Source organism: Mongoliitalea daihaiensis, from assembly GCF_021596945.1.
Classification (GTDB): Bacteria; Bacteroidota; Bacteroidia; order Cytophagales; family Cyclobacteriaceae; genus Mongoliitalea; species Mongoliitalea daihaiensis.
Map to the genome: position 1 here is coordinate 2,840,187 of NZ_CP063779.1, position 17,283 is coordinate 2,857,469.

Sequence of the window (17,283 nt, forward strand, 5' to 3'; positions counted from 1 at the left end):
ATTAGTAAAAATAGGTAAGAATCGAACATTGTCTTAATACGTGACTTAAATCACCATGTTGCAATAGTTTTTACTTAATTTTGTATTATATTAAAATTTATGAAAGAAGTGAGTTTAAGTAAGGCAATGCTTACAGGCAAATGCCCTCATTGCAGAGAAGGTGACGTATTTCCATCTTCTTTGTATAGTTATTCGAAATTAACAAATGTACATCATCAATGTCCAACTTGTAAGGCTGTTTTGACACCTGAGCCAGATTTTTTTTATGGGGCTATGTATATAAGCTATGCTTTTTCTGTAGCTCTAATGGTCACTATTTTTGTTGCAATCAATGTATTGTTTGGAAGATCTCCAGTATCATTTTATTTGATTCCAATTGTGATAAGTAATGCACTTCTCTTACCATTAATGTTAAGGTATTCAAAAATACTTTATCTCTATGGAGTAAGTAAACTTTCTTATGATCCTCAGTGGAAGAATAAGAAGTCTTTGTCTGAGAAATAGGACAAATTTAAACCATCCATCTCTGCGGCATACCAGCAACGTGCAGCATGAAATTGTGAAGCTCAAAGTTTCTGACAAAACCTTTCAGAAGCTCACTTCCTGGTCCAAACATAGCTAATTCTACATGGTCTGCCGAGTGATTAGTTCCTGCCCATTGCACAGAGGTATAAGTAGATTGTATTTTGGCATAACTTGCAACAGGAAGTCTATTGGTATTGTATAGGCCATCTTCTCCTAGGGTAAATCCTTGGATGATGGTTGTAGCATCTTCCTCCGAAATCACATAGTTTTGATGTGATTGTACGAAATCAATGAGCTGGCGAGTAGAAAATTCGGGAGTTATTTGATTGAGAATCCACTCATTCGATGCTTTAGTAGCAAATAGTTTTTCAAAATTTCTATTTGCCTGATTGCCGTAGAACAATCCAGGGTTGCTATTGCCGTGATCAGTGGTGATAATAACCAATGTTTCCTCATTTTTTTGAGCAAATTCCATTGCTACTTTTACAGCTTCATCAAAATCGACTTGATCATATAAGAGAGCAGCTGTATCGTTAGCATGAGCTGCCCAGTCTACTTTTCCGCCTTCTACTTGCAAAACAAAACCCTGAGGGTTTTTGCTTAAGTGTTGAAGGGCTGTCTCTGTCATTTCTGATAGGGAAGGAGTGCTAGCTTTAACTGCTGAATTGTTTTCGCGATCAATGGCATAGGGTAGACCTTCCTCCGCAAACACCCCCATGATGGGTTTTGATCCATTGAGGGCAAATAACTCTTCTTTGGATTTCACAAAATCAAAGCCTGCTTCCTTGTAGGCAGAAATTAAATCTTTTTTATCATTTCGTTTTTGAGCATCAAAATAATTAAGGCCACCTCCCAGCATGCAGTCAAATTTCAATTCAAGATAATTTTCAGCGATGACAGGCATTGCATTTCTGCTCGAATTATTGACACAAAAGGATGCTGGTGTTGCATGCGTAATCTGCACACTTGTCACACAACCGACGGATTTTCCTTCCGATTTAAATTTTTGAAGGATTGGTACAGGTTTTTCGCCATTTGGACCAACATTTAATGCTCCATTTTTTACCCGCATACCACCGCCCCAAGCAGAACCTGCGGCAGCTGAATCTGTGATATATGAATTTGCAGATGCGGTCTCCATCAACGCCCTTCTTACTTTATTCTCCTCGTATAGTTTAATCCATTCGCTACTTCTTCCTTCTTTATTCTGAAGCAAGATGTCTGTCATGGCCAATGTTCCAGTGCTCATTCCATCGCTCACCAAAAAAATAATATTTTTTGCAAGGCGCTTTGGATCATTTTTAATGGAACCTAACGCATGAAAACTAGTTCCTAATGCTCCTAATCCTATAGTACTTAAGACGCCTTTTCTAAAAAACTCTCTTCTTTTCATCTGATCTATCGTTTATATGCTATTCGATCCTTGCAACCTTGCAGGTTTAATTATCAGTGCAAAGTACAACATATGGGTTAGTTTACTTGGTTTGTCATGTTACATTTTTATTAACTATCCAAAAACAAAACTAATTGGTAGAGATTCCTGTTTATCGGTTTATGAAAATCACCTTACAATTAGCAGCTATTTATAATATTATTTGGGGCGCTTGGGTGGTCTTGTTTCCCCAACAGTTCTTTTATTTGGTTGGAATGGAACCTCTCAATCACCCAATGGTATGGCAGGGTATGGGCATGGTTATTGGAGTGTATGGTCTTGGGTATTGGTGGGCAAGCTATAATCCCATCAAGCACTGGCCTATTGTCGCAGTAGGTTTTTTGGGGAAAATTTTTGGGCCTTTGGGCTTTGTTTTTAATTACCTTACTGGAGATGCACCTGGTGCATTTGGATATATGTTGATCACCAATGATCTTATTTGGTGGGTTCCTTTTTTCTTGATCTTAAAAGCTGCTTATCATCAGCATAGATTTTCCGCATAAAATGAAAAAGCTAATCGTCTATAGTTTGGGTGGGTTTTTCCTCCTAGCAGGAATCAATCACTTTGTTAATCCTGAATTTTATCTGCCGCTCATTCCGGATTATTTGCCATATCCTCAATTTTTGAACTTCATTTCAGGCGCTTTGGAAGTGATTGCGAGCATTGGTGTATGTATTGAACGAAGTAGAAAGTACGCAGCATGGTTGATTCTCGCATTGATGATCCTATTTATTCCTTCCCATGTGTATTTCATTCATATCGGCTCTTGCGTGGGTGATGGGTTATGTGTCCCTGAATGGGTAGCATGGGTACGATTAGTAGTTATCCACCCCTTGTTGATTTATTGGGCTTGGGTGGTTAAAGATTCGAGGTTTACTATTTCGAATTAAGCTAAGAGGTCAGTTGTTGGTGTTTTAGAAAATAAAGGAAAATTGACCATAAATAGACACACTTTTTATGGGCAGATGTAAAGAATTGATACCTTACTTAGAAAGAAAAAAATTATGGCTTTAAATGTATTTGGAGAAAAATTGATTGTATGTAGTATGGCTCCTCTTACGGGTTATTACAGAAATGGATGTTGTGAGACGGGAGAGGAAGATCTTGGTACGCACACTGTATGTGCAATTATGACCAATGAATTTTTACAATTTAGTTTACCTAGAGGCAATGATTTGATCACACCTCGTCCGGAGTGGGCTTTTCCAGGCTTAAAAGCTGGAGATCGTTGGTGCTTATGTGCTTCTCGATGGATGGAGGCGTATCGTGAGGGTCTAGCTCCCAAAGTTGTATTGGAAGCTACTCATGAAAAAACATTACAATACATTTCTTTGGAAGAACTGGTGAAATATTCAGTTGTAGAGGAGAGTTAATTTTTAATCATAGGACTGATAAAGGAGCTGTTTAAAGTGCTACCATTGCGAAGTGAAACAATCAAATTGGCATTTAGTTGTTGGGGGCCTTGAATAGATTGGTTTAGCCTAAATGTAAAAAACTGCCGGCTATTACTGAAATCTCGTAACCTATTGAGTTGAACATCTTCATTTGTACTCAATAAAAAAGCTACATCTGTACCTATTGATAATCCATGAAAGGGTTCATTGAGGATAATCATGATATTACTGATGTTCTGAATGCTGTATCTTGGTTCGCAGTCTTCTATAGCGAAGGCAATACCAGGTAGCCAAGGTGTCAATTGAGCTTGTTGAAATGACTCAAATGTCAATTCAAAATTCAAGCGAAACTCATGAATGGCCACTGTGTCATCACTATTGGCAGGCTGTTGGTTGGAAAATGGGGAGAAGAATATTTGTTCAATTCCCACTGCATTGACTCTCTTGATACTTGGGCAACCCTCTACATCAAACTCTAAACTTACTGTACATGCCCATGCACTCAACATGAATACTAGCAAGCAGCAAATTTTCCAAAGTGGAGAAGATGAATGAGTCAAATAATGCATGTTCTAAAGTATTTGTCTTCAATTGTTTAATTTACAGACAATTATCCATTTGTTCAACCCAATTGTTTTAATCTTACCTGATTTGCCCGTTTCCTCGAATGATCCATTTATAACTGGTGAGTTCTGGAAGTGCCATAGGACCTCGAGCATGTAGCTTTTGTGTGCTGATTCCAATTTCAGCTCCCATGCCAAATTGGTTACCATCAGTAAAAGCGGTAGAGGCATTGGCATAAACGGCGGCTGCATCTACCTGTCTCAAGAAATGCTGTAAGGTTTCTTGATCCTCTGCAACAATAGCTTCCGAATGTTTGGAACTGTACTGATGAATATGTGCAATGGCTTCGTCGATAGTTACCACTGTTTTAATAGCCATTTTCAAGGACAAAAACTCTGTTCCAAAATGTTCTGAATCGGCAAGTTTGATGCTTGGATTTCCTAAAGAATGTAATGCTTGGAAGGCTGCTGTATCAGCAAATATTTCTACTCCTGCTTCGAGTAATGGCTGTATCAATTTTCCCAAATCAGCTAAGCGGTCATGATGGATGATCAAGCAATCTAAACTATTGCAGACACTTGGTCTTCTTGTTTTGGAATTGACAACAATCATGCGGGCTTTATCAAGATCAGCACTCTTATCAATATAAGTATGTACGATTCCTGCTCCTGTTTCAATTACCGGTACTAATGAGTTGGATCGGACAAAGTCTATAAGTCCCTGACTGCCTCGTGGAATGATGACATCTACCCATTTCCTTGCCTGTAAAAGCGCATGTACAGCCTCTCTAGAAGGTGGTAGTAAGCATACACAGGCTGTCGGTAGCTGATGATGGATCAATGCTTGATGAATCAAGTTGACTAACGCAGTGTTTGTCTCATGTGCATCAGTTCCTCCTTTCAAAATCAAGGCGTTTCCAGACTTGAAAGCCAATGTACATACGTCAATCGTAACATTTGGCCTAGATTCGTAAATAATACCCAAGACCCCTAAGGGAACTCGAAGTTTTTGCAAGTGAAGGCCATTTGGCAGTACTTTATCCTCCAAAATCTGACCAATAGGGGAGGGGAGCTCTTGGACCTGTTTAATTTCTTTGATAATTCCCTTTATCCGATCTTCTGTCAGCAATAGTCTGTCATACCGAGAATCTGATACATCCATTTTGCTTAAATCACGCTGGTTTGCAATTAAGATTTCTTCGATTTGGGAATTAAGTAGAAAAGTTAATGTATCCAAAAGCTCACGAACCTGGCGCTCCGTAAGTGCGCTAAGTAAACGGGACGCATCTTGAGTTTGTTGAAATAAAGAATCCAAGTTAATCATAATGAGCAATATATAAGTAGTCGTAGTGTATGAATGGTTTTTGGTTTTTTTGTCCTAGGACGGCTTGAAGTTGCTCACTATTGTATTCTGCTTTTCCTACACCAAGCTGTATGTTAGACTCATTTCTAATGGCTATAATATCTCCTTTGGCAAATGTGCCTTGAATCGATTGAATCCCTACTGGAAGCAAAGAATTTACATTTTGAGAAAGCAGGATGTCCTCGGCTCCTTTATTGATTACTACTGCTGCCTTAAAGTAATGTTCTCCAAAAGCAAGCCATTTTTTAGGGCTCTGTTTTTTTGGTTTTGGTATAAAAACCGTGTGAGGCACAGTAGGGACTGTGGATAGTTGGTGTAAAATATCGCTGCGCTTGCCATTGGCAATGATGACACGGATGCCAAGATCAGCGGCTTTCATTGCCATCTTCAACTTGGTTAGCATGCCTCCTCGCCCAAAGGATGACTTTTCAGTCGTAGCTACTTTTTCTAATGCAGGTAAAACACCTTCAATGGATGGAATTAACTCTGATGCAGGATGGCTGGGTGGTCCATTGTATACCCCATCTACACTTGTCAAAAGTATAAGTGTATCCGCATTGACCATGGCCGCTGTAAGCGATGCTAATTCATCATTATCGGTGAACATTAACTCGGTAATTGCTACCGTATCATTTTCATTGATAATAGGTATAATATCTTGGGAGAGCAATCCTTGTATGCAGGAACGCATGTTCAAAAAATGTTTTCGATCTCTGAAATCTTCTTTGGTTACCAAGATTTGGGCAATGTGTACATTTTCCTTTTTGAACAGGGCTTTGTATTCATTGATGAGACGAATTTGTCCTGTGGAGGCAAAGATCTGCTTCTTCAGGATCGGATCAAGTTTTTTCGGTAAATCAATCTCTTGTCTTCCAAAAGCTACTGCTCCAGAACTGGTGACAATCACTTTTTTTCCTTTCTTGTGAAGTGCTGCTATTTGGCTCACCAAAGACGATAGTGTTTTTAGATCAGGAGTCCCATCAGATAAGGTAAGTACATTAGAACCGATTTTAAGGACAATAGTCTGGCTTAAATAGTCAATCACAAAAACCCGAATTTAATGTTGATTTTTTCATTAATTGTAAATTTACTAACAAAAAGCTGTTTACAATAACAAAAAATGAAACAGATTAGATTAATCGTTGAATTTTTTAAAACAACACCGTCTGTTTGTAAACATTTGCCCTTGATGAATCAAAGGAAACATAAAGCGGGAATATTTAAATGGTCTTAAAAAAGTGTGTTGAAGCTGATTAAAGTATCGATTGAAATTTTTCAGGAGTCAAGGGCTTTTCAATAAAACCCTTTACACAGCTGTAGGAGTTAGCTTTGATTCGGTCTTGGAAATCAATTGAGCTGGAAAGCATGACAATCTTATCGGGTCTATGCGATAAGTTTTCTACATAGTAATTCAAAAAGTCCCATCCATTCATTACGGGCATATTGATATCTAACAGGATTAGGGCTGTTTCCTCTTCTCCAAGATTTTTCAATTTTTCTAAGGCTTTTTCAGCCTCAAGAAACTCTTCGACTCTTTCAGAAATCTTGGTCTTTGAAATGAGTCGTTTGTTAATTAAATTATTAATAGGGTCATCATCGACCAAAATTATGGCAGAAAATCTAAACATTGATTTTAATGTTTAATGTATTAAGTTCAGGGACTGTCAAATATACTTACTATTGCTGATTAATTAACATCTACTTTTTCAAATTAGTAGTTTTATTTTTTTATAATATTTACAAGATATGGAATTTACAATAATAGTAAAAGTTATATCGTATGTTGAGATGCAGATAAATGAAAATAAAATATTAGAATATTCAAAAAAAGAAGAGGCATTTGGAACCCAAATGCCTCTTCGGTAAAATATCGAATATTACTGGCTTACATCATGCCACCCATTCCGCCACCGCCCATTGGAGGCATCGCAGGGGAATCGTCTTTGACATCAGCGACCACGCATTCTGTAGTTAAAAGTAATGCTGCAATAGATGCTGCATTTTCCAGCGCTAACCTAGTCACTTTAGTTGGATCAATTACACCTGCCTCGAAAAGGTCCTCATAGATATCTGTTCTAGCATTGTATCCAAAATTACCTGTGTTTTCTTTGATTTTGTTGATAACAACAGAACCTTCACCACCAGCATTTTCAACAATTGTTCTCAATGGAGCTTCGATTGCAATACGTATGATATTTACACCCGTATCTTGGTCGTCATTGTCACCTTTTATAGCATCAAGTGCAGATGAAGCTCTCACCAAAGCGACTCCTCCACCTACAACCACACCTTCTTGTACAGCTGCTCTTGTAGCGTGTAATGCATCATCCACTCTATCCTTCTTCTCTTTCATTTCTACCTCAGTGGCAGCACCAATATATAGGATAGCTACACCTCCAGATAATTTAGCAAGTCTTTCTTGTAATTTTTCTCTATCGTATTCTGAGGTAGTTTTCTCAATTTGGGCTTTGATTTCGTTGATTCTAGCTTGAATAGCACTGCTATCTCCAGATCCATTGACAATGGTCGTGTTATCTTTGTCGATATTTACTTTCTCAGCAGTTCCAAGGTATTCGATAGTAGCATTTTCGAGTTTATAGCCTCTTTCTTCAGAGATTACAGTACCGCCAGTGAGGATGGCAATATCTTCCAACATTGCTTTTCTTCTATCGCCAAAACCAGGAGCTTTAACAGCCGCTACTTTCAACGCGCCGCGGATCTTATTTACTACTAATGTAGCTAATGCTTCACCATCAACATCTTCAGCAATGATTAATAAAGGTCTTCCAGATTGAGCAACTGGCTCCAAAACAGGAAGTAACTCTTTCATGGACGATATTTTTTTATCATAGATCAAGATGTAAGGTCTGTCCATTTCAGCTTCCATTTTCTCTGTATTGGTTACAAAGTATGGAGAAAGATATCCTCTGTCAAACTGCATACCTTCTACAGTTCTCACTTCAGTTTCAGTACCTTTTGCCTCTTCAACAGTAATGACACCATCCTTACCCACTTTTTCCATGGCATCAGCGATCATTTTGCCGATTTCATCATCATTGTTTGCTGAAACAGTTGCTACTTGCTGGATTTCTTTAGAAGTAGAGATAGCTTTAGAGTTTGCTTTCAATTCAGCTACTACCGCAGCTACCGCTTTGTCAATACCTCTTTTCAAATCCATTGGGTTAGCACCTGCTGCTACGTTTTTGATACCAGCATTGAAGATTGCTTGAGTCAATACGGTAGCAGTAGTAGTTCCATCACCCGCATTATCAGCAGTCTTGGAAGCTACTTCTTTTACAAGTTGTGCACCCATATTCTCAATTGGCTCTGCCAATTCAATTTCCTTTGCAACAGATACACCATCTTTAGTGATGGTAGGAGCACCAAATTTTTTATCAATGATAACATTTCTACCCTTAGGTCCTAATGTCACTTTCACTGCATCTGCAAGAGCGTCCACACCTTTTTTCAGTCTGTCTCTCGCGTCGGTATCGAAAAATAATTCTTTAGCCATTTTTTTCTTGATTTAAATTTTTGTTGATAGATGATTTAGATGATAGCAAAGATGTCTGATTCTCTCATGATAAGATAATCCTGACCATCTACTGAAAGCTCAGTACCGGCATACTTGCCATACAACACCGTGTCACCTACTTTAACAGTCAATGGTTCATCTTTCTTACCACTTCCTACAGCTACCACAGTACCTTTTTGTGGTTTTTCTTTAGCGGTATCCGGTATAAAAAGACCGGAAGCAGTTTTCTCTTCAGCGGCAGCAGGTTCAACGAGAACTCTGTCTGCAAGAGGTTGGATGTTAACTTTTGACATAACTATTAAATTGTTTAAGGTTAGTTCTTAAAATGTTTAAACAGCCATCTTCCATATTTATGCCAATCATGATTTTGAATCAAAGTCTGACATTAAGTCGGTCTTTGGAGACAGTTCGGGGGATTTATAAAAAAGATACAGAAAAACTCCTGTCAATTTTACAAGTTAAGTTTTTTTAGTTGACAGTTTTTTGTAAATTTTATGACAAAAGAAGGTCTATGGAAAGATTGTCAGATAATTGGATTACTGAAGGATGGATAGATTTTGAATACAAAAAATACATCCTTCTTGCTTACATGAAACATGTGTCAGGGCAATTTAAAGAAGTAAAATTGTATCCGCCGTTAGCAGAGCTTATTCATCATTATACCCGGTTGAAAGGTTTTGCAGAAAGTAAAGAGCAGCTAAATGGCAGATTTCCTAAGCAATTGCAAGGTCCCGATTGGGAAGCTATGAAGTTAAATTATAAACCTGTCTTGGTTGATGATGCACTTATGAAGCAACTTACCGAGATTGTTGACTTTTCTATGCCCAAATTTCAAAAAGCAATTGAGGAGGGGAAAAATATTTATGATTTTCTAGAGTCTGAAATGAAAATCGAGCCTGTTGGCATCTCTCCATTGTACCAGCGGGAAGGATACGCAATGCTTACCCACGATGCATCTAGAGATATCTATATTTATCGCTACAAAGTTAGCCTCTTCCAGCAAGCTAGTGATACGCTAAAAGGAATCATGATGCAATTGATTCGGAGAGTAAAAAGATCATTTGCCCATACCTTTGAGCATATCAAATTAGAATTGGTGAAATCTCATCAAGATCTCCCTAATCCAGCAACTTTTAGAATCCATAGTAAATATCAAATCCCTATGAATGAAAGCTTTCTCCCCATCACCAAACGAATTCTTTTGAAAGCTATACAAGATTAAAAATAAAAAAGCGGACCTATTGGACCGCTTTCTTATGATAAAAATTCTATAATTTTTAGTTGTTCTCAGGTTCTACAGGCTCCTCAGTCTCGATAGCTGGTACACTTGGCAACAAACTATTGTCTGCATCTGTAGAAGGAGAGATAATTTGTCTTCGGGCATTTTCAATATTAGGGGAAGAAAACTGATCACCTGATGATGTGGTGTAGAATGCTGAAGAACTTAAAGACAATACCAAAATAGCGATCGCCAAAACCCATGTTGATTTTTCGAGGATATTTCCTGTCTTGGTGACTCCCATAATTTGAGATGCTCCGCCTCCAAAGGCAGCTCCTACACCACCTTTAGAATCTTGACCTAGGATTACTAAAATCAATAATACGGCTAAGACAATAATAATGCTGATTAATAAAGTAAACATATGCTAGTTAATTATCTTCCAAGTTTTTTATTTGGTCTGCAAAATAAGTGCTTTTATCTGGAAATTTCACCATAAGTTTTTGATAAATTTCTAAGGCCTTCATTTTTTTATTTTGTTTTGTAAGGAGCTTGGCATAAGATTCAGTAATTAAGTTCTCATTGATTTGCGTACTTTTTTCAGATAGGTCGCTTTGATTATGGTTAGCTTCGATTTCTTTGATGGTGGCTAACTTGATCGATTTTTTACTAAATGCCTTGATGATATCAATTTGCTCTTTTTTCTTTTCGTCTTTGATTTCTTTTTTCTCTCGTCTACGAATATTCTCTATCAGATCTTCATCTGCTGCCTTTCTTCTTTTCCTAGTTGGCTTTTGCTGTGGTTCAGATTCTACTACTTCGATTTCTTGAGTTTTAAGCTCCTTTTCAATAGGTTTTTCTTCCGCCAAAGACTCCGGAATCTTAGAAGATTTTTCTTCTTCTTCTTCTTTTTTAGGTGTATTTCCTGTTTGTTCAGAAGCCTTTTTGTCGTGTAGCTCTTCCCCTAATCTTTTTAACACACTTATTTTTTGTGCTGGATCTACGTTATTTTTAGGGTTAGGGGTCAGCTGATCATCCAAATCGTCAATGAAGTTATCTTCTTTTCTTTTGGTTTGGGAAAGCTGTAGGTTGGTTAATTCTAACGTAAAGGATCGGTTAAATTCACTCCAAACTTGCTTATTTTCAGTCAATTCTTTTAGCCAACTTCTATTTGGGCTTGTCAATGCTGCTAAAGCCAAAAAGTCTTTTTCTTTACCATTGGTTCGCTCGTATTCAAACTTTGCTAATAGTACTTTTGGAAGTTGAAAGTAAGGGAAAGCCTGACTGTATTTGACAAGCTCACTTAGGTCTTCCTTTTGGAGTTCATTAGCTCGTGATGCGATATCTAACAGTAGTTGTAGGTTCAATTGTTTAAATTTAAGATCCCTAAGTTAAGAATTTTTACCAATTAGCAACGGTGGCAGTGAAAATGTCTTGAAGAATACTTTCGAAAATTTCTTCTATTAACACGCTTTCTACCTGTAAGATAGAAGTTGTACGAGGATCATAATCTTTGAAAAAGGAAAATGTTCTTTTGAAGCTTTCCTCTTCTTCTACGGTGTTTGCGTACTCTACTTCTATACCAATGGTCAAGCGCATTTGGCCAGCCCTGTCCGGTAAATTAGGGTCTGTGGTAGTCACAGTTGCCTGCGGTGTAATGTTATACCGATTGATAGCTCCCGAAAACTGTAAATCTCCATTTGTTCTTACCAATTCCAATCGAGTGTTTCGCTGATAAAAATCTTTTAGGGATTCGGTAAATAGCTGCTCCATATTGGCAGGTCCTCCACCAGAATCATTGAAGAAATTTTCTACTGAAAAGGATTTTACCTTATCATAATCAATGTTGACTCCCGAGAAGCTATAGTTGATTGCACAGGAGGAAACCAATATGAAGCTACAACAAAGTAGCCAACTGTTAACCCAAAAGCGCTTACTCAATATCATATTGTTTAATTTTTCTATATAAGGTACGCTCGGATATTCCTAAGTCCTGCGCAGCATATTTACGTTTGTTATTATGTTTTTGTAATGCTTTAATAATCATTTCTTTTTCTTTCTTTTCGAGAGAAAGAGAGTGATCATCTTCTTCATGAATAATATCTTCGATAGTTTCATCTTCGTAGTTTTCTGTATTTTCCTTCGAATTAGGACTATCAATTACAAACGGAACATTGACTGGAGTATTGCTTGAAGCATTGCTTGATTTTTCAAAGCTGATCGGTGATTCTAAATCTTCAAATAATTCTTGATGCTTATTGATGATTGTGGGGTTAAAGTTTCCTGCTTGAAAGGCTTCAAGAACAAGTTTTTTTAGCTCATTCATATCCCTTTTCATCTCAAAAAGCACTTTATAAAGGATTTCCCGTTCTGAGAAATCACTGTTCTTCTCCCCTTTATTGCCATTAGCAAAAATAGCAGGGAGCCTATTTTGATCACTAGGTAAGTATTTATCTAACTTTTCCGCTGTGACTTCTCTTTCCTGTTCCAACAGGGAAATCTGTTCAGCTATATTTTTGAGCTGCCGTATATTACCTGGGAAAGGGAATCTCATAAGCAGTTTTTTGGCATCATCATCTAAAGAAATTGGCCGCACACTATATTTTTCCGAAAAGTCTGATGTGAATTTTCTGAACAATAAAACCATATCTTCGCCACGTTCACGTAGGGGTGGAACAAAAATAGGTACCGTATTTAGCCTGTAATACAAGTCCTCTCTGAAGTTGCCTTTTTCAACAGCTTTGATCAAATTGACATTGGTGGCTGCTATGACACGGACATTTGTTTTTTGAACTTTAGAGCTTCCTACTTTGATGAATTCACCGTTTTCAAGGACTCTAAGGAGTCGTGCTTGAGTTCCTAAAGGCATTTCTCCAATTTCATCCAGAAAAATACTCCCTCCATCAGTGACTTCAAAATAACCTTTTCTGGCTTCATATGCGCCAGTAAAGGATCCTTTTTCGTGTCCAAACAATTCTGAATCAATGGTACCTTCAGGGATTGCTCCACAGTTAATGGCAATGAATTTACCATGTTTGCGCATACTAAGCGAGTGGATGATTTTCGAAAAGGATTCTTTTCCCGAGCCACTTTCTCCTGTAATCAATACAGTCATATCTGTAGGCGATGCTTGCATAGCTACAGATATGGCATGATTTAATAAAGGACTATTGCCAATAATTCCAAATCGTTGTTTGACACTTTGTATTTCTGCGGATGTAAACATGGTTGGAGTGATTAAGCAATGGGTTCACCGAATAGGGTAGCTGCTGAGCAATCTTTAATTCGTACATGTACGTAATCTCCTTTTTTCAGCGTCCCATCGTTTGGAATGATGACTACTTTATTGGCAGAGTTTTTGCCTTTCAATTGATCTTCAGACCTTTTGGAGGTTCCTTCTATCAGGATTTCGTATACTTTACCTAAATCGAGCTTATTTCTTTCCAAGGAGAGTTGAGCTTGTTTTTCAATGATTTCGGCAAGTCGTCTTTTTTTGATTTCCAATGGGATGTCATCTGCATACTTTTTTGCAGCCAAGGTTCCTGGTCTTTCAGAATAATAAAACATGTAGGAGAAATCATATTTTACGATCTCCATTAAGCTCAAGGTATCTCTGTGCTCTTCTTCAGTTTCTGTGCAGAAACCAGCAATCATGTCAGAAGAAATTCCACATTCCTCTCCGAGTATTTCACGGATAGCACGTACTCTGTCCAAATACCATTCGCGATCATAGGTTCTATTCATTAGCTCCAAGACTCTCGAGTTTCCACTTTGTACAGGCAAGTGAATGTATTTACAGATGTTATCATACTTTTTGATAGTGTACAACACTTGATCTGTAATGTCTTTTGGGTGTGAAGTAGAAAAACGAATCCGCAACAGTGGGTCTATCTGAGCGACCATTTCTAGTAAATGGGCAAAGTTGATTACAGTAGTAACTTCTTCTTCTTTTCTGTTCAGCCGAGCCTTGTTGTTTTCTTCTGGAGACCATTTGTAGGAGTCTACATTTTGTCCCAGTAAAGTTACTTCTCGGTACCCTTTTTCAAACAATTCCCTAGCTTCCTGTACGATGGAGTGAGGATCACGGCTTCGTTCTCTTCCCCTCGTAAAAGGCACTACACAAAAAGAACACATGTTATCACAGCCTCTCATGATCGAGATAAACCCCGAAACGCCATTGGAATTTAACCGTACAGGAGAAATATCTGCATATGTTTCTTCACGGGAAAGAAATGTATTGACACCTTTGGTTCCTTCTTCAGCAGAAGCTACTAAATTGGGTAAATCCCTGTAGGCGTCCGGTCCAACGACCACATCTACAATTTTTTCTTCTTCCAGTAATTTATCTTTCAGTCGTTCAGCCATGCAACCCAAAACACCGATTGTCAATTCTGGTTTTTGTTTTTTGATAGCATTAAATTGGCTCAGTCTTTTCCGTACCGTTTGCTCTGCCTTTTCACGGATGGAACAGGTATTTAGAAAAATTACATCGGCTTGTTGAAAGTCTGCTGTGGTATCAAATCCATTTTCTTTCATGATGGAGGCGACAATCTCTGAATCCGAAAAATTCATTTGGCACCCATAGGATTCTATATACAGTTTTTTAGTTTTCCCTGTATTCTCCTCTTCCGTCGTTTTAAAATCACATGCTTGCGCCTCATCTGGGCTGATGATATCTATATCTTTGATTATGTTTTCCATGAATACTGTATTTGAGCTTGCAAAATTAACAAAAATCGGACAAAATGACAGTTTCTTGGGTGAAATAAATCAGTACGAAGTATTGATAGAAATGTCGTCCTTTTTGCTGTCTAATAATTTGCCTTTTTCGCATTTTAGAACACGGTAAGGATACTTTCGCAGCAAATCATGGTTGTGGGTAGCCATAAGGATTGCCGTACCTTCTTTATTGATTTCAGTAAATAGTTGAAAAATACCTTCTGCTACATCGGGGTCCAAGTTACCTGTAGGTTCATCGGCAAGTAGAATTGATGGTTTATTTAACAATGCTCTTGCAATGACCACTCGCTGCTGTTCTCCTCCTGATAATTGATGGGGCATTTTAGTAGCTGCATCTGCTAGACCCACCCGCATCAAAACTTCAATCATTCTATTTTTCATAGCCTCTTTGTCTTTCCAGCCAGTAGCTTTCATGACAAAGAATAAATTATCTGCTACAGTCCTATCTGGGAATAGCTGAAAATCTTGGAAAACAATCCCTAATTTTCTCCTTAAATAAGGAACATCTTTGTTTTTGATTGCGGCTAGTTGGTAACCTACAATCTCTGCTTTTCCCATTTTCAATGGTAAATCAGCATAAAGTGTCTTCAATAATGAGCTTTTACCACTCCCTGTTCTTCCAATTAAAAAAACGAATTCATCTTGTTCGATAGTGAAGGATACATTTTGCAACACTGCATCCAACCCTTGAAAAATATGTGCTTCCTGCACATGAATAATTGACTCGGCTGTAAAAATCATGTTATAAACTCAATTTTTGTAGTTTCCCGAAAGGCATTTCTTTAATGAGGGTTTCAAGCGCTTCTTCTTTTCCTTCCAAACCAAATTTTTCTATGTTTTTCATAGGTCTATCGGCACGGAAATAAGCGACTAAGACAAAATTTTCATCTCTAATTTGAATGTAATCCGGGATTTTCGCTTTTCCTTTTACTTTGATGATATACATAGGTGGTTGATTACATGAATGAAAGGAGGGAAACATGATCAGATCATGCTCCCTACCTGCATTTATTTTCCTGCTGCTTTCGCATGGTCTGCCAAGAATTGGGCCAAGCCTGCATCTGTTAACGGATGATTCAATAATCCGGTTATAACTTTCAATGGACAGGTCACAACATCAGCACCGATTTCTGCACATTTGATCAGGTGCATAGTGTGACGAATTGATGCTGCTAATACTTGGGTTGCATACCCATAGTTTTGATAGATTTGAACGATTTGATCAATCAATTCCAGGCCATCATAAGAAATGTCGTCCAGCCTTCCTACAAATGGAGATACATAAGTAGCACCTGCCTTCGCAGCTAAAAGCGCTTGACCTGGTCCAAATATAAGGGTACAGTTGGTCCGAATACCCTCAGAGTGAAACCTCTTGATGGCTTTTACCCCATCCTTGATCATAGGGATTTTTACAACTATTTTATCGTCAAGTTTAGCCAGCTCTTTACCCTCTTTGATCATTCCATCAAAATCAGTAGCAATCACTTCAGCACTTACATTGTCATCCACAATATCACAGATGGCTTTGTAGTGTGCTTTTACGCGCTCATCTCCTGAGATACCTTCTTTGGCCATTAATGATGGATTTGTGGTTACTCCATCCAAAACCCCAAGGTCATATGCTTCCCTGATTTCGGTTAGGTTAGCTGTATCAATAAAGAATTTCATGAAAATTGATGTTAGATTAGTGAAGTAACAAAGGTAATTGATTATTCCCTATAAGCATTCTGTTTTTTTAAAATCGGCAGCTAAGACTGTAATATTTGTCACTAGTTAAATGCAACAGCCTTCACTATTTTTAACTTATGAAATTACTTGGACTCATAGGAGGCACTTCGTGGCACTCCACGATCGAATATTATCGACTGATCAATGAATACTCTGCTCAATATCTGGATGTTTCACAGAATCCGAATCTTCTGATTTACAGTCAGAATATTCAATTAATGCGAGAACAAGACATTCCTAGGATAAACAAGGCTTATCTTGAGATCGCACATAAATTAGAATCTGCGGGTGCAGAAGCAATTGTAATCTGTGCCAATACCCCTCATATGGTTTATAACTATGTGCAACCAAAAATATCCATTCCGATCCTGCATATTGGAGAAGCCATCGGTAGAGAAGCTGCATCATTTAGCATTCAGAAGCTAGGTCTGCTCGCAAATAAACCTACCTCCATGGGTACTTTCATTCCTGATTATTTGCAACATAAGTTTGGTATTGAGACAGTGCTTCCCAAAGAGGATGCCATCACTCAATCCCATCAATTTATCTCAAAAGAGTTGACTCAAGGGATCTTTTCTGAACAAGCAAAAGAATTTTATTTGGAGCAAATTCAATTGCTTTCAGAAGCTGGTGCGGAAGGTGTGATTTTGGGTTGTACCGAATTACCCTTGTTAATTACTCAGGAGGAAAGCCCTATTCGCTTGATTTCCACAACCCAATTACATGCCCAATTGGCTGTTGATTTTATCTTTGGAAAGTGAAGTTTGTAGTATCAAGAGCGAT

General features: G+C 38.0%; 21 protein-coding genes. 6 read left to right on the forward strand and 15 right to left on the reverse strand.

Annotated features, from left to right (window positions below):
- Nucleotides 1-99: 99 nt before the first annotated feature.
- Nucleotides 100-504, forward strand: a complete 405-nt coding sequence (locus IPZ59_RS11950; protein WP_236136277.1) for a DUF983 domain-containing protein — start codon at nt 100-102, stop codon at nt 502-504.
- A 7-nt stretch (nt 505-511) separates the two neighbouring features.
- On the opposite strand, the gene IPZ59_RS11955 is transcribed toward IPZ59_RS11950, so the two are convergent.
- Entirely contained in the window at nt 512-1,918 is a 1,407-nt protein-coding gene (locus tag IPZ59_RS11955) for an alkaline phosphatase (RefSeq protein ID WP_236136278.1), read from the reverse strand.
- 161 nt (nt 1,919-2,079) lie between these two features.
- On the opposite strand from IPZ59_RS11955, the gene IPZ59_RS11960 reads away from it, so the two are divergent.
- The 3 genes from IPZ59_RS11960 to IPZ59_RS11970 all read left to right on the forward strand — a co-directional run bounded on the left by IPZ59_RS11960 (nt 2,080) and on the right by IPZ59_RS11970 (nt 3,331).
- Entirely contained in the window at nt 2,080-2,460 is a 381-nt protein-coding gene (locus tag IPZ59_RS11960; RefSeq protein WP_236136279.1) for an alkyl hydroperoxide reductase, read from the forward strand.
- Nucleotide 2,461: 1 nt separating this feature from the next.
- Nucleotides 2,462-2,848 (forward strand): DoxX family protein, encoded by a 387-nt coding sequence (locus IPZ59_RS11965; protein ID WP_236136280.1) that lies wholly within the window; start codon nt 2,462-2,464, stop codon nt 2,846-2,848.
- A 114-nt stretch (nt 2,849-2,962) separates the two neighbouring features.
- Nucleotides 2,963-3,331: a DUF2237 family protein gene (locus IPZ59_RS11970; protein WP_236136281.1), complete on the forward strand. Its 369-nt coding sequence runs from the start codon at nt 2,963-2,965 to the stop codon at nt 3,329-3,331.
- On the opposite strand, the gene IPZ59_RS11975 is transcribed toward IPZ59_RS11970, so the two are convergent.
- From IPZ59_RS11975 to IPZ59_RS12000, 6 genes are all read right to left on the reverse strand, one after another.
- Complete coding sequence (locus IPZ59_RS11975; protein ID WP_236136282.1) at nt 3,328-3,921, reverse strand: hypothetical protein; 594 nt, start codon at nt 3,919-3,921, stop codon at nt 3,328-3,330. The genes IPZ59_RS11970 and IPZ59_RS11975 overlap by 4 nt on opposite strands.
- Before the next feature lie 73 nt (nt 3,922-3,994).
- Nucleotides 3,995-5,239 (reverse strand): glutamate-5-semialdehyde dehydrogenase, encoded by a 1,245-nt coding sequence (locus IPZ59_RS11980; protein WP_236136283.1) that lies wholly within the window; start codon nt 5,237-5,239, stop codon nt 3,995-3,997.
- Entirely contained in the window at nt 5,232-6,323 is a 1,092-nt protein-coding gene (gene proB / locus IPZ59_RS11985) for a glutamate 5-kinase (RefSeq protein WP_236136284.1), read from the reverse strand. The genes IPZ59_RS11980 and proB overlap by 8 nt, the downstream gene beginning before the upstream one ends.
- 208 nt (nt 6,324-6,531) lie before the next feature.
- Nucleotides 6,532-6,906 carry a response regulator gene (locus tag IPZ59_RS11990; protein WP_236136285.1) on the reverse strand — a complete coding sequence of 125 codons (375 nt, stop codon included), beginning with the start codon at nt 6,904-6,906 and terminating at the stop codon, nt 6,532-6,534.
- Nucleotides 6,907-7,163: 257 nt separating this feature from the next.
- Nucleotides 7,164-8,792 carry a chaperonin GroEL gene (gene groL, locus IPZ59_RS11995; protein WP_236136286.1) on the reverse strand — a complete coding sequence of 543 codons (1,629 nt, stop codon included), beginning with the start codon at nt 8,790-8,792 and terminating at the stop codon, nt 7,164-7,166.
- A 35-nt stretch (nt 8,793-8,827) separates the two neighbouring features.
- Nucleotides 8,828-9,106, reverse strand: a complete 279-nt coding sequence (locus tag IPZ59_RS12000) for a co-chaperone GroES (RefSeq protein WP_236136287.1) — start codon at nt 9,104-9,106, stop codon at nt 8,828-8,830.
- Nucleotides 9,107-9,324: 218 nt separating this feature from the next.
- Here IPZ59_RS12000 and IPZ59_RS12005 point away from each other — a divergent pair, with 218 nt between their 5' ends.
- Nucleotides 9,325-10,035: a hypothetical protein gene (locus IPZ59_RS12005; protein WP_236136288.1), complete on the forward strand. Its 711-nt coding sequence runs from the start codon at nt 9,325-9,327 to the stop codon at nt 10,033-10,035.
- 55 nt (nt 10,036-10,090) lie between these two features.
- Here IPZ59_RS12005 and secG read toward each other — a convergent pair whose 3' ends face one another.
- The 8 genes from secG to fsa form a co-directional block, all read right to left on the reverse strand.
- Complete coding sequence (gene secG / locus IPZ59_RS12010; protein ID WP_236136289.1) at nt 10,091-10,456, reverse strand: preprotein translocase subunit SecG; 366 nt, start codon at nt 10,454-10,456, stop codon at nt 10,091-10,093.
- 7 nt (nt 10,457-10,463) lie between these two features.
- Nucleotides 10,464-11,399: a hypothetical protein gene (locus IPZ59_RS12015; protein ID WP_236136290.1), complete on the reverse strand. Its 936-nt coding sequence runs from the start codon at nt 11,397-11,399 to the stop codon at nt 10,464-10,466.
- Nucleotides 11,400-11,433: 34 nt separating this feature from the next.
- Nucleotides 11,434-11,979 carry an LPS assembly lipoprotein LptE gene (gene lptE / locus IPZ59_RS12020; RefSeq protein WP_236136291.1) on the reverse strand — a complete coding sequence of 182 codons (546 nt, stop codon included), beginning with the start codon at nt 11,977-11,979 and terminating at the stop codon, nt 11,434-11,436.
- The gene (locus IPZ59_RS12025) at nt 11,966-13,258 is read right to left on the reverse strand and encodes a sigma-54 interaction domain-containing protein (RefSeq protein WP_236136292.1); all 1,293 of its coding nucleotides are present in this window, start codon (nt 13,256-13,258) and stop codon (nt 11,966-11,968) included. The genes lptE and IPZ59_RS12025 overlap by 14 nt, the downstream gene beginning before the upstream one ends.
- A gap of 11 nt (nt 13,259-13,269) precedes the next feature.
- The gene (gene miaB, locus IPZ59_RS12030; protein ID WP_236136293.1) at nt 13,270-14,733 is read right to left on the reverse strand and encodes a tRNA (N6-isopentenyl adenosine(37)-C2)-methylthiotransferase MiaB; all 1,464 of its coding nucleotides are present in this window, start codon (nt 14,731-14,733) and stop codon (nt 13,270-13,272) included.
- A 69-nt stretch (nt 14,734-14,802) separates the two neighbouring features.
- Nucleotides 14,803-15,513 (reverse strand): cell division ATP-binding protein FtsE, encoded by a 711-nt coding sequence (locus tag IPZ59_RS12035; RefSeq protein WP_236136294.1) that lies wholly within the window; start codon nt 15,511-15,513, stop codon nt 14,803-14,805.
- A gap of 1 nt (nt 15,514) precedes the next feature.
- Nucleotides 15,515-15,718 carry a fructose-6-phosphate aldolase gene (locus tag IPZ59_RS12040; RefSeq protein ID WP_236136295.1) on the reverse strand — a complete coding sequence of 68 codons (204 nt, stop codon included), beginning with the start codon at nt 15,716-15,718 and terminating at the stop codon, nt 15,515-15,517.
- A 62-nt stretch (nt 15,719-15,780) separates the two neighbouring features.
- On the reverse strand, nt 15,781-16,440 hold the full coding sequence (gene fsa, locus IPZ59_RS12045) for a fructose-6-phosphate aldolase (RefSeq protein ID WP_236136296.1): 660 nt from the start codon (nt 16,438-16,440) through the stop codon (nt 15,781-15,783).
- 137 nt (nt 16,441-16,577) lie between these two features.
- Here fsa and IPZ59_RS12050 point away from each other — a divergent pair, with 137 nt between their 5' ends.
- Nucleotides 16,578-17,261 (forward strand): aspartate/glutamate racemase family protein, encoded by a 684-nt coding sequence (locus IPZ59_RS12050; protein WP_236136297.1) that lies wholly within the window; start codon nt 16,578-16,580, stop codon nt 17,259-17,261.
- Nucleotides 17,262-17,283: the final 22 nt, after the last annotated feature.

Coding starts and splice junctions, on each gene's coding strand:
- IPZ59_RS11950 (WP_236136277.1), top strand. CDS start 100: ATGAAAGAAGTGAGTTTAAGTAAGGCAATGCTTACAGGCAAATGCCCT.
- IPZ59_RS11955 (WP_236136278.1), bottom strand. CDS start 1,918: ATGAAAAGAAGAGAGTTTTTTAGAAAAGGCGTCTTAAGTACTATAGGA.
- IPZ59_RS11960 (WP_236136279.1), top strand. CDS start 2,080: ATGAAAATCACCTTACAATTAGCAGCTATTTATAATATTATTTGGGGC.
- IPZ59_RS11965 (WP_236136280.1), top strand. CDS start 2,462: ATGAAAAAGCTAATCGTCTATAGTTTGGGTGGGTTTTTCCTCCTAGCA.
- IPZ59_RS11970 (WP_236136281.1), top strand. CDS start 2,963: ATGGCTTTAAATGTATTTGGAGAAAAATTGATTGTATGTAGTATGGCT.
- IPZ59_RS11975 (WP_236136282.1), bottom strand. CDS start 3,921: ATGCATTATTTGACTCATTCATCTTCTCCACTTTGGAAAATTTGCTGC.
- IPZ59_RS11980 (WP_236136283.1), bottom strand. CDS start 5,239: ATGATTAACTTGGATTCTTTATTTCAACAAACTCAAGATGCGTCCCGT.
- IPZ59_RS11990 (WP_236136285.1), bottom strand. CDS start 6,906: ATGTTTAGATTTTCTGCCATAATTTTGGTCGATGATGACCCTATTAAT.
- groL (WP_236136286.1), bottom strand. CDS start 8,792: ATGGCTAAAGAATTATTTTTCGATACCGACGCGAGAGACAGACTGAAA.
- IPZ59_RS12000 (WP_236136287.1), bottom strand. CDS start 9,106: ATGTCAAAAGTTAACATCCAACCTCTTGCAGACAGAGTTCTCGTTGAA.
- IPZ59_RS12005 (WP_236136288.1), top strand. CDS start 9,325: ATGGAAAGATTGTCAGATAATTGGATTACTGAAGGATGGATAGATTTT.
- secG (WP_236136289.1), bottom strand. CDS start 10,456: ATGTTTACTTTATTAATCAGCATTATTATTGTCTTAGCCGTATTATTG.
- lptE (WP_236136291.1), bottom strand. CDS start 11,979: ATGATATTGAGTAAGCGCTTTTGGGTTAACAGTTGGCTACTTTGTTGT.
- IPZ59_RS12025 (WP_236136292.1), bottom strand. CDS start 13,258: ATGTTTACATCCGCAGAAATACAAAGTGTCAAACAACGATTTGGAATT.
- miaB (WP_236136293.1), bottom strand. CDS start 14,733: ATGGAAAACATAATCAAAGATATAGATATCATCAGCCCAGATGAGGCG.
- IPZ59_RS12035 (WP_236136294.1), bottom strand. CDS start 15,513: ATGATTTTTACAGCCGAGTCAATTATTCATGTGCAGGAAGCACATATT.
- IPZ59_RS12040 (WP_236136295.1), bottom strand. CDS start 15,718: ATGTATATCATCAAAGTAAAAGGAAAAGCGAAAATCCCGGATTACATT.
- fsa (WP_236136296.1), bottom strand. CDS start 16,440: ATGAAATTCTTTATTGATACAGCTAACCTAACCGAAATCAGGGAAGCA.
- IPZ59_RS12050 (WP_236136297.1), top strand. CDS start 16,578: ATGAAATTACTTGGACTCATAGGAGGCACTTCGTGGCACTCCACGATC.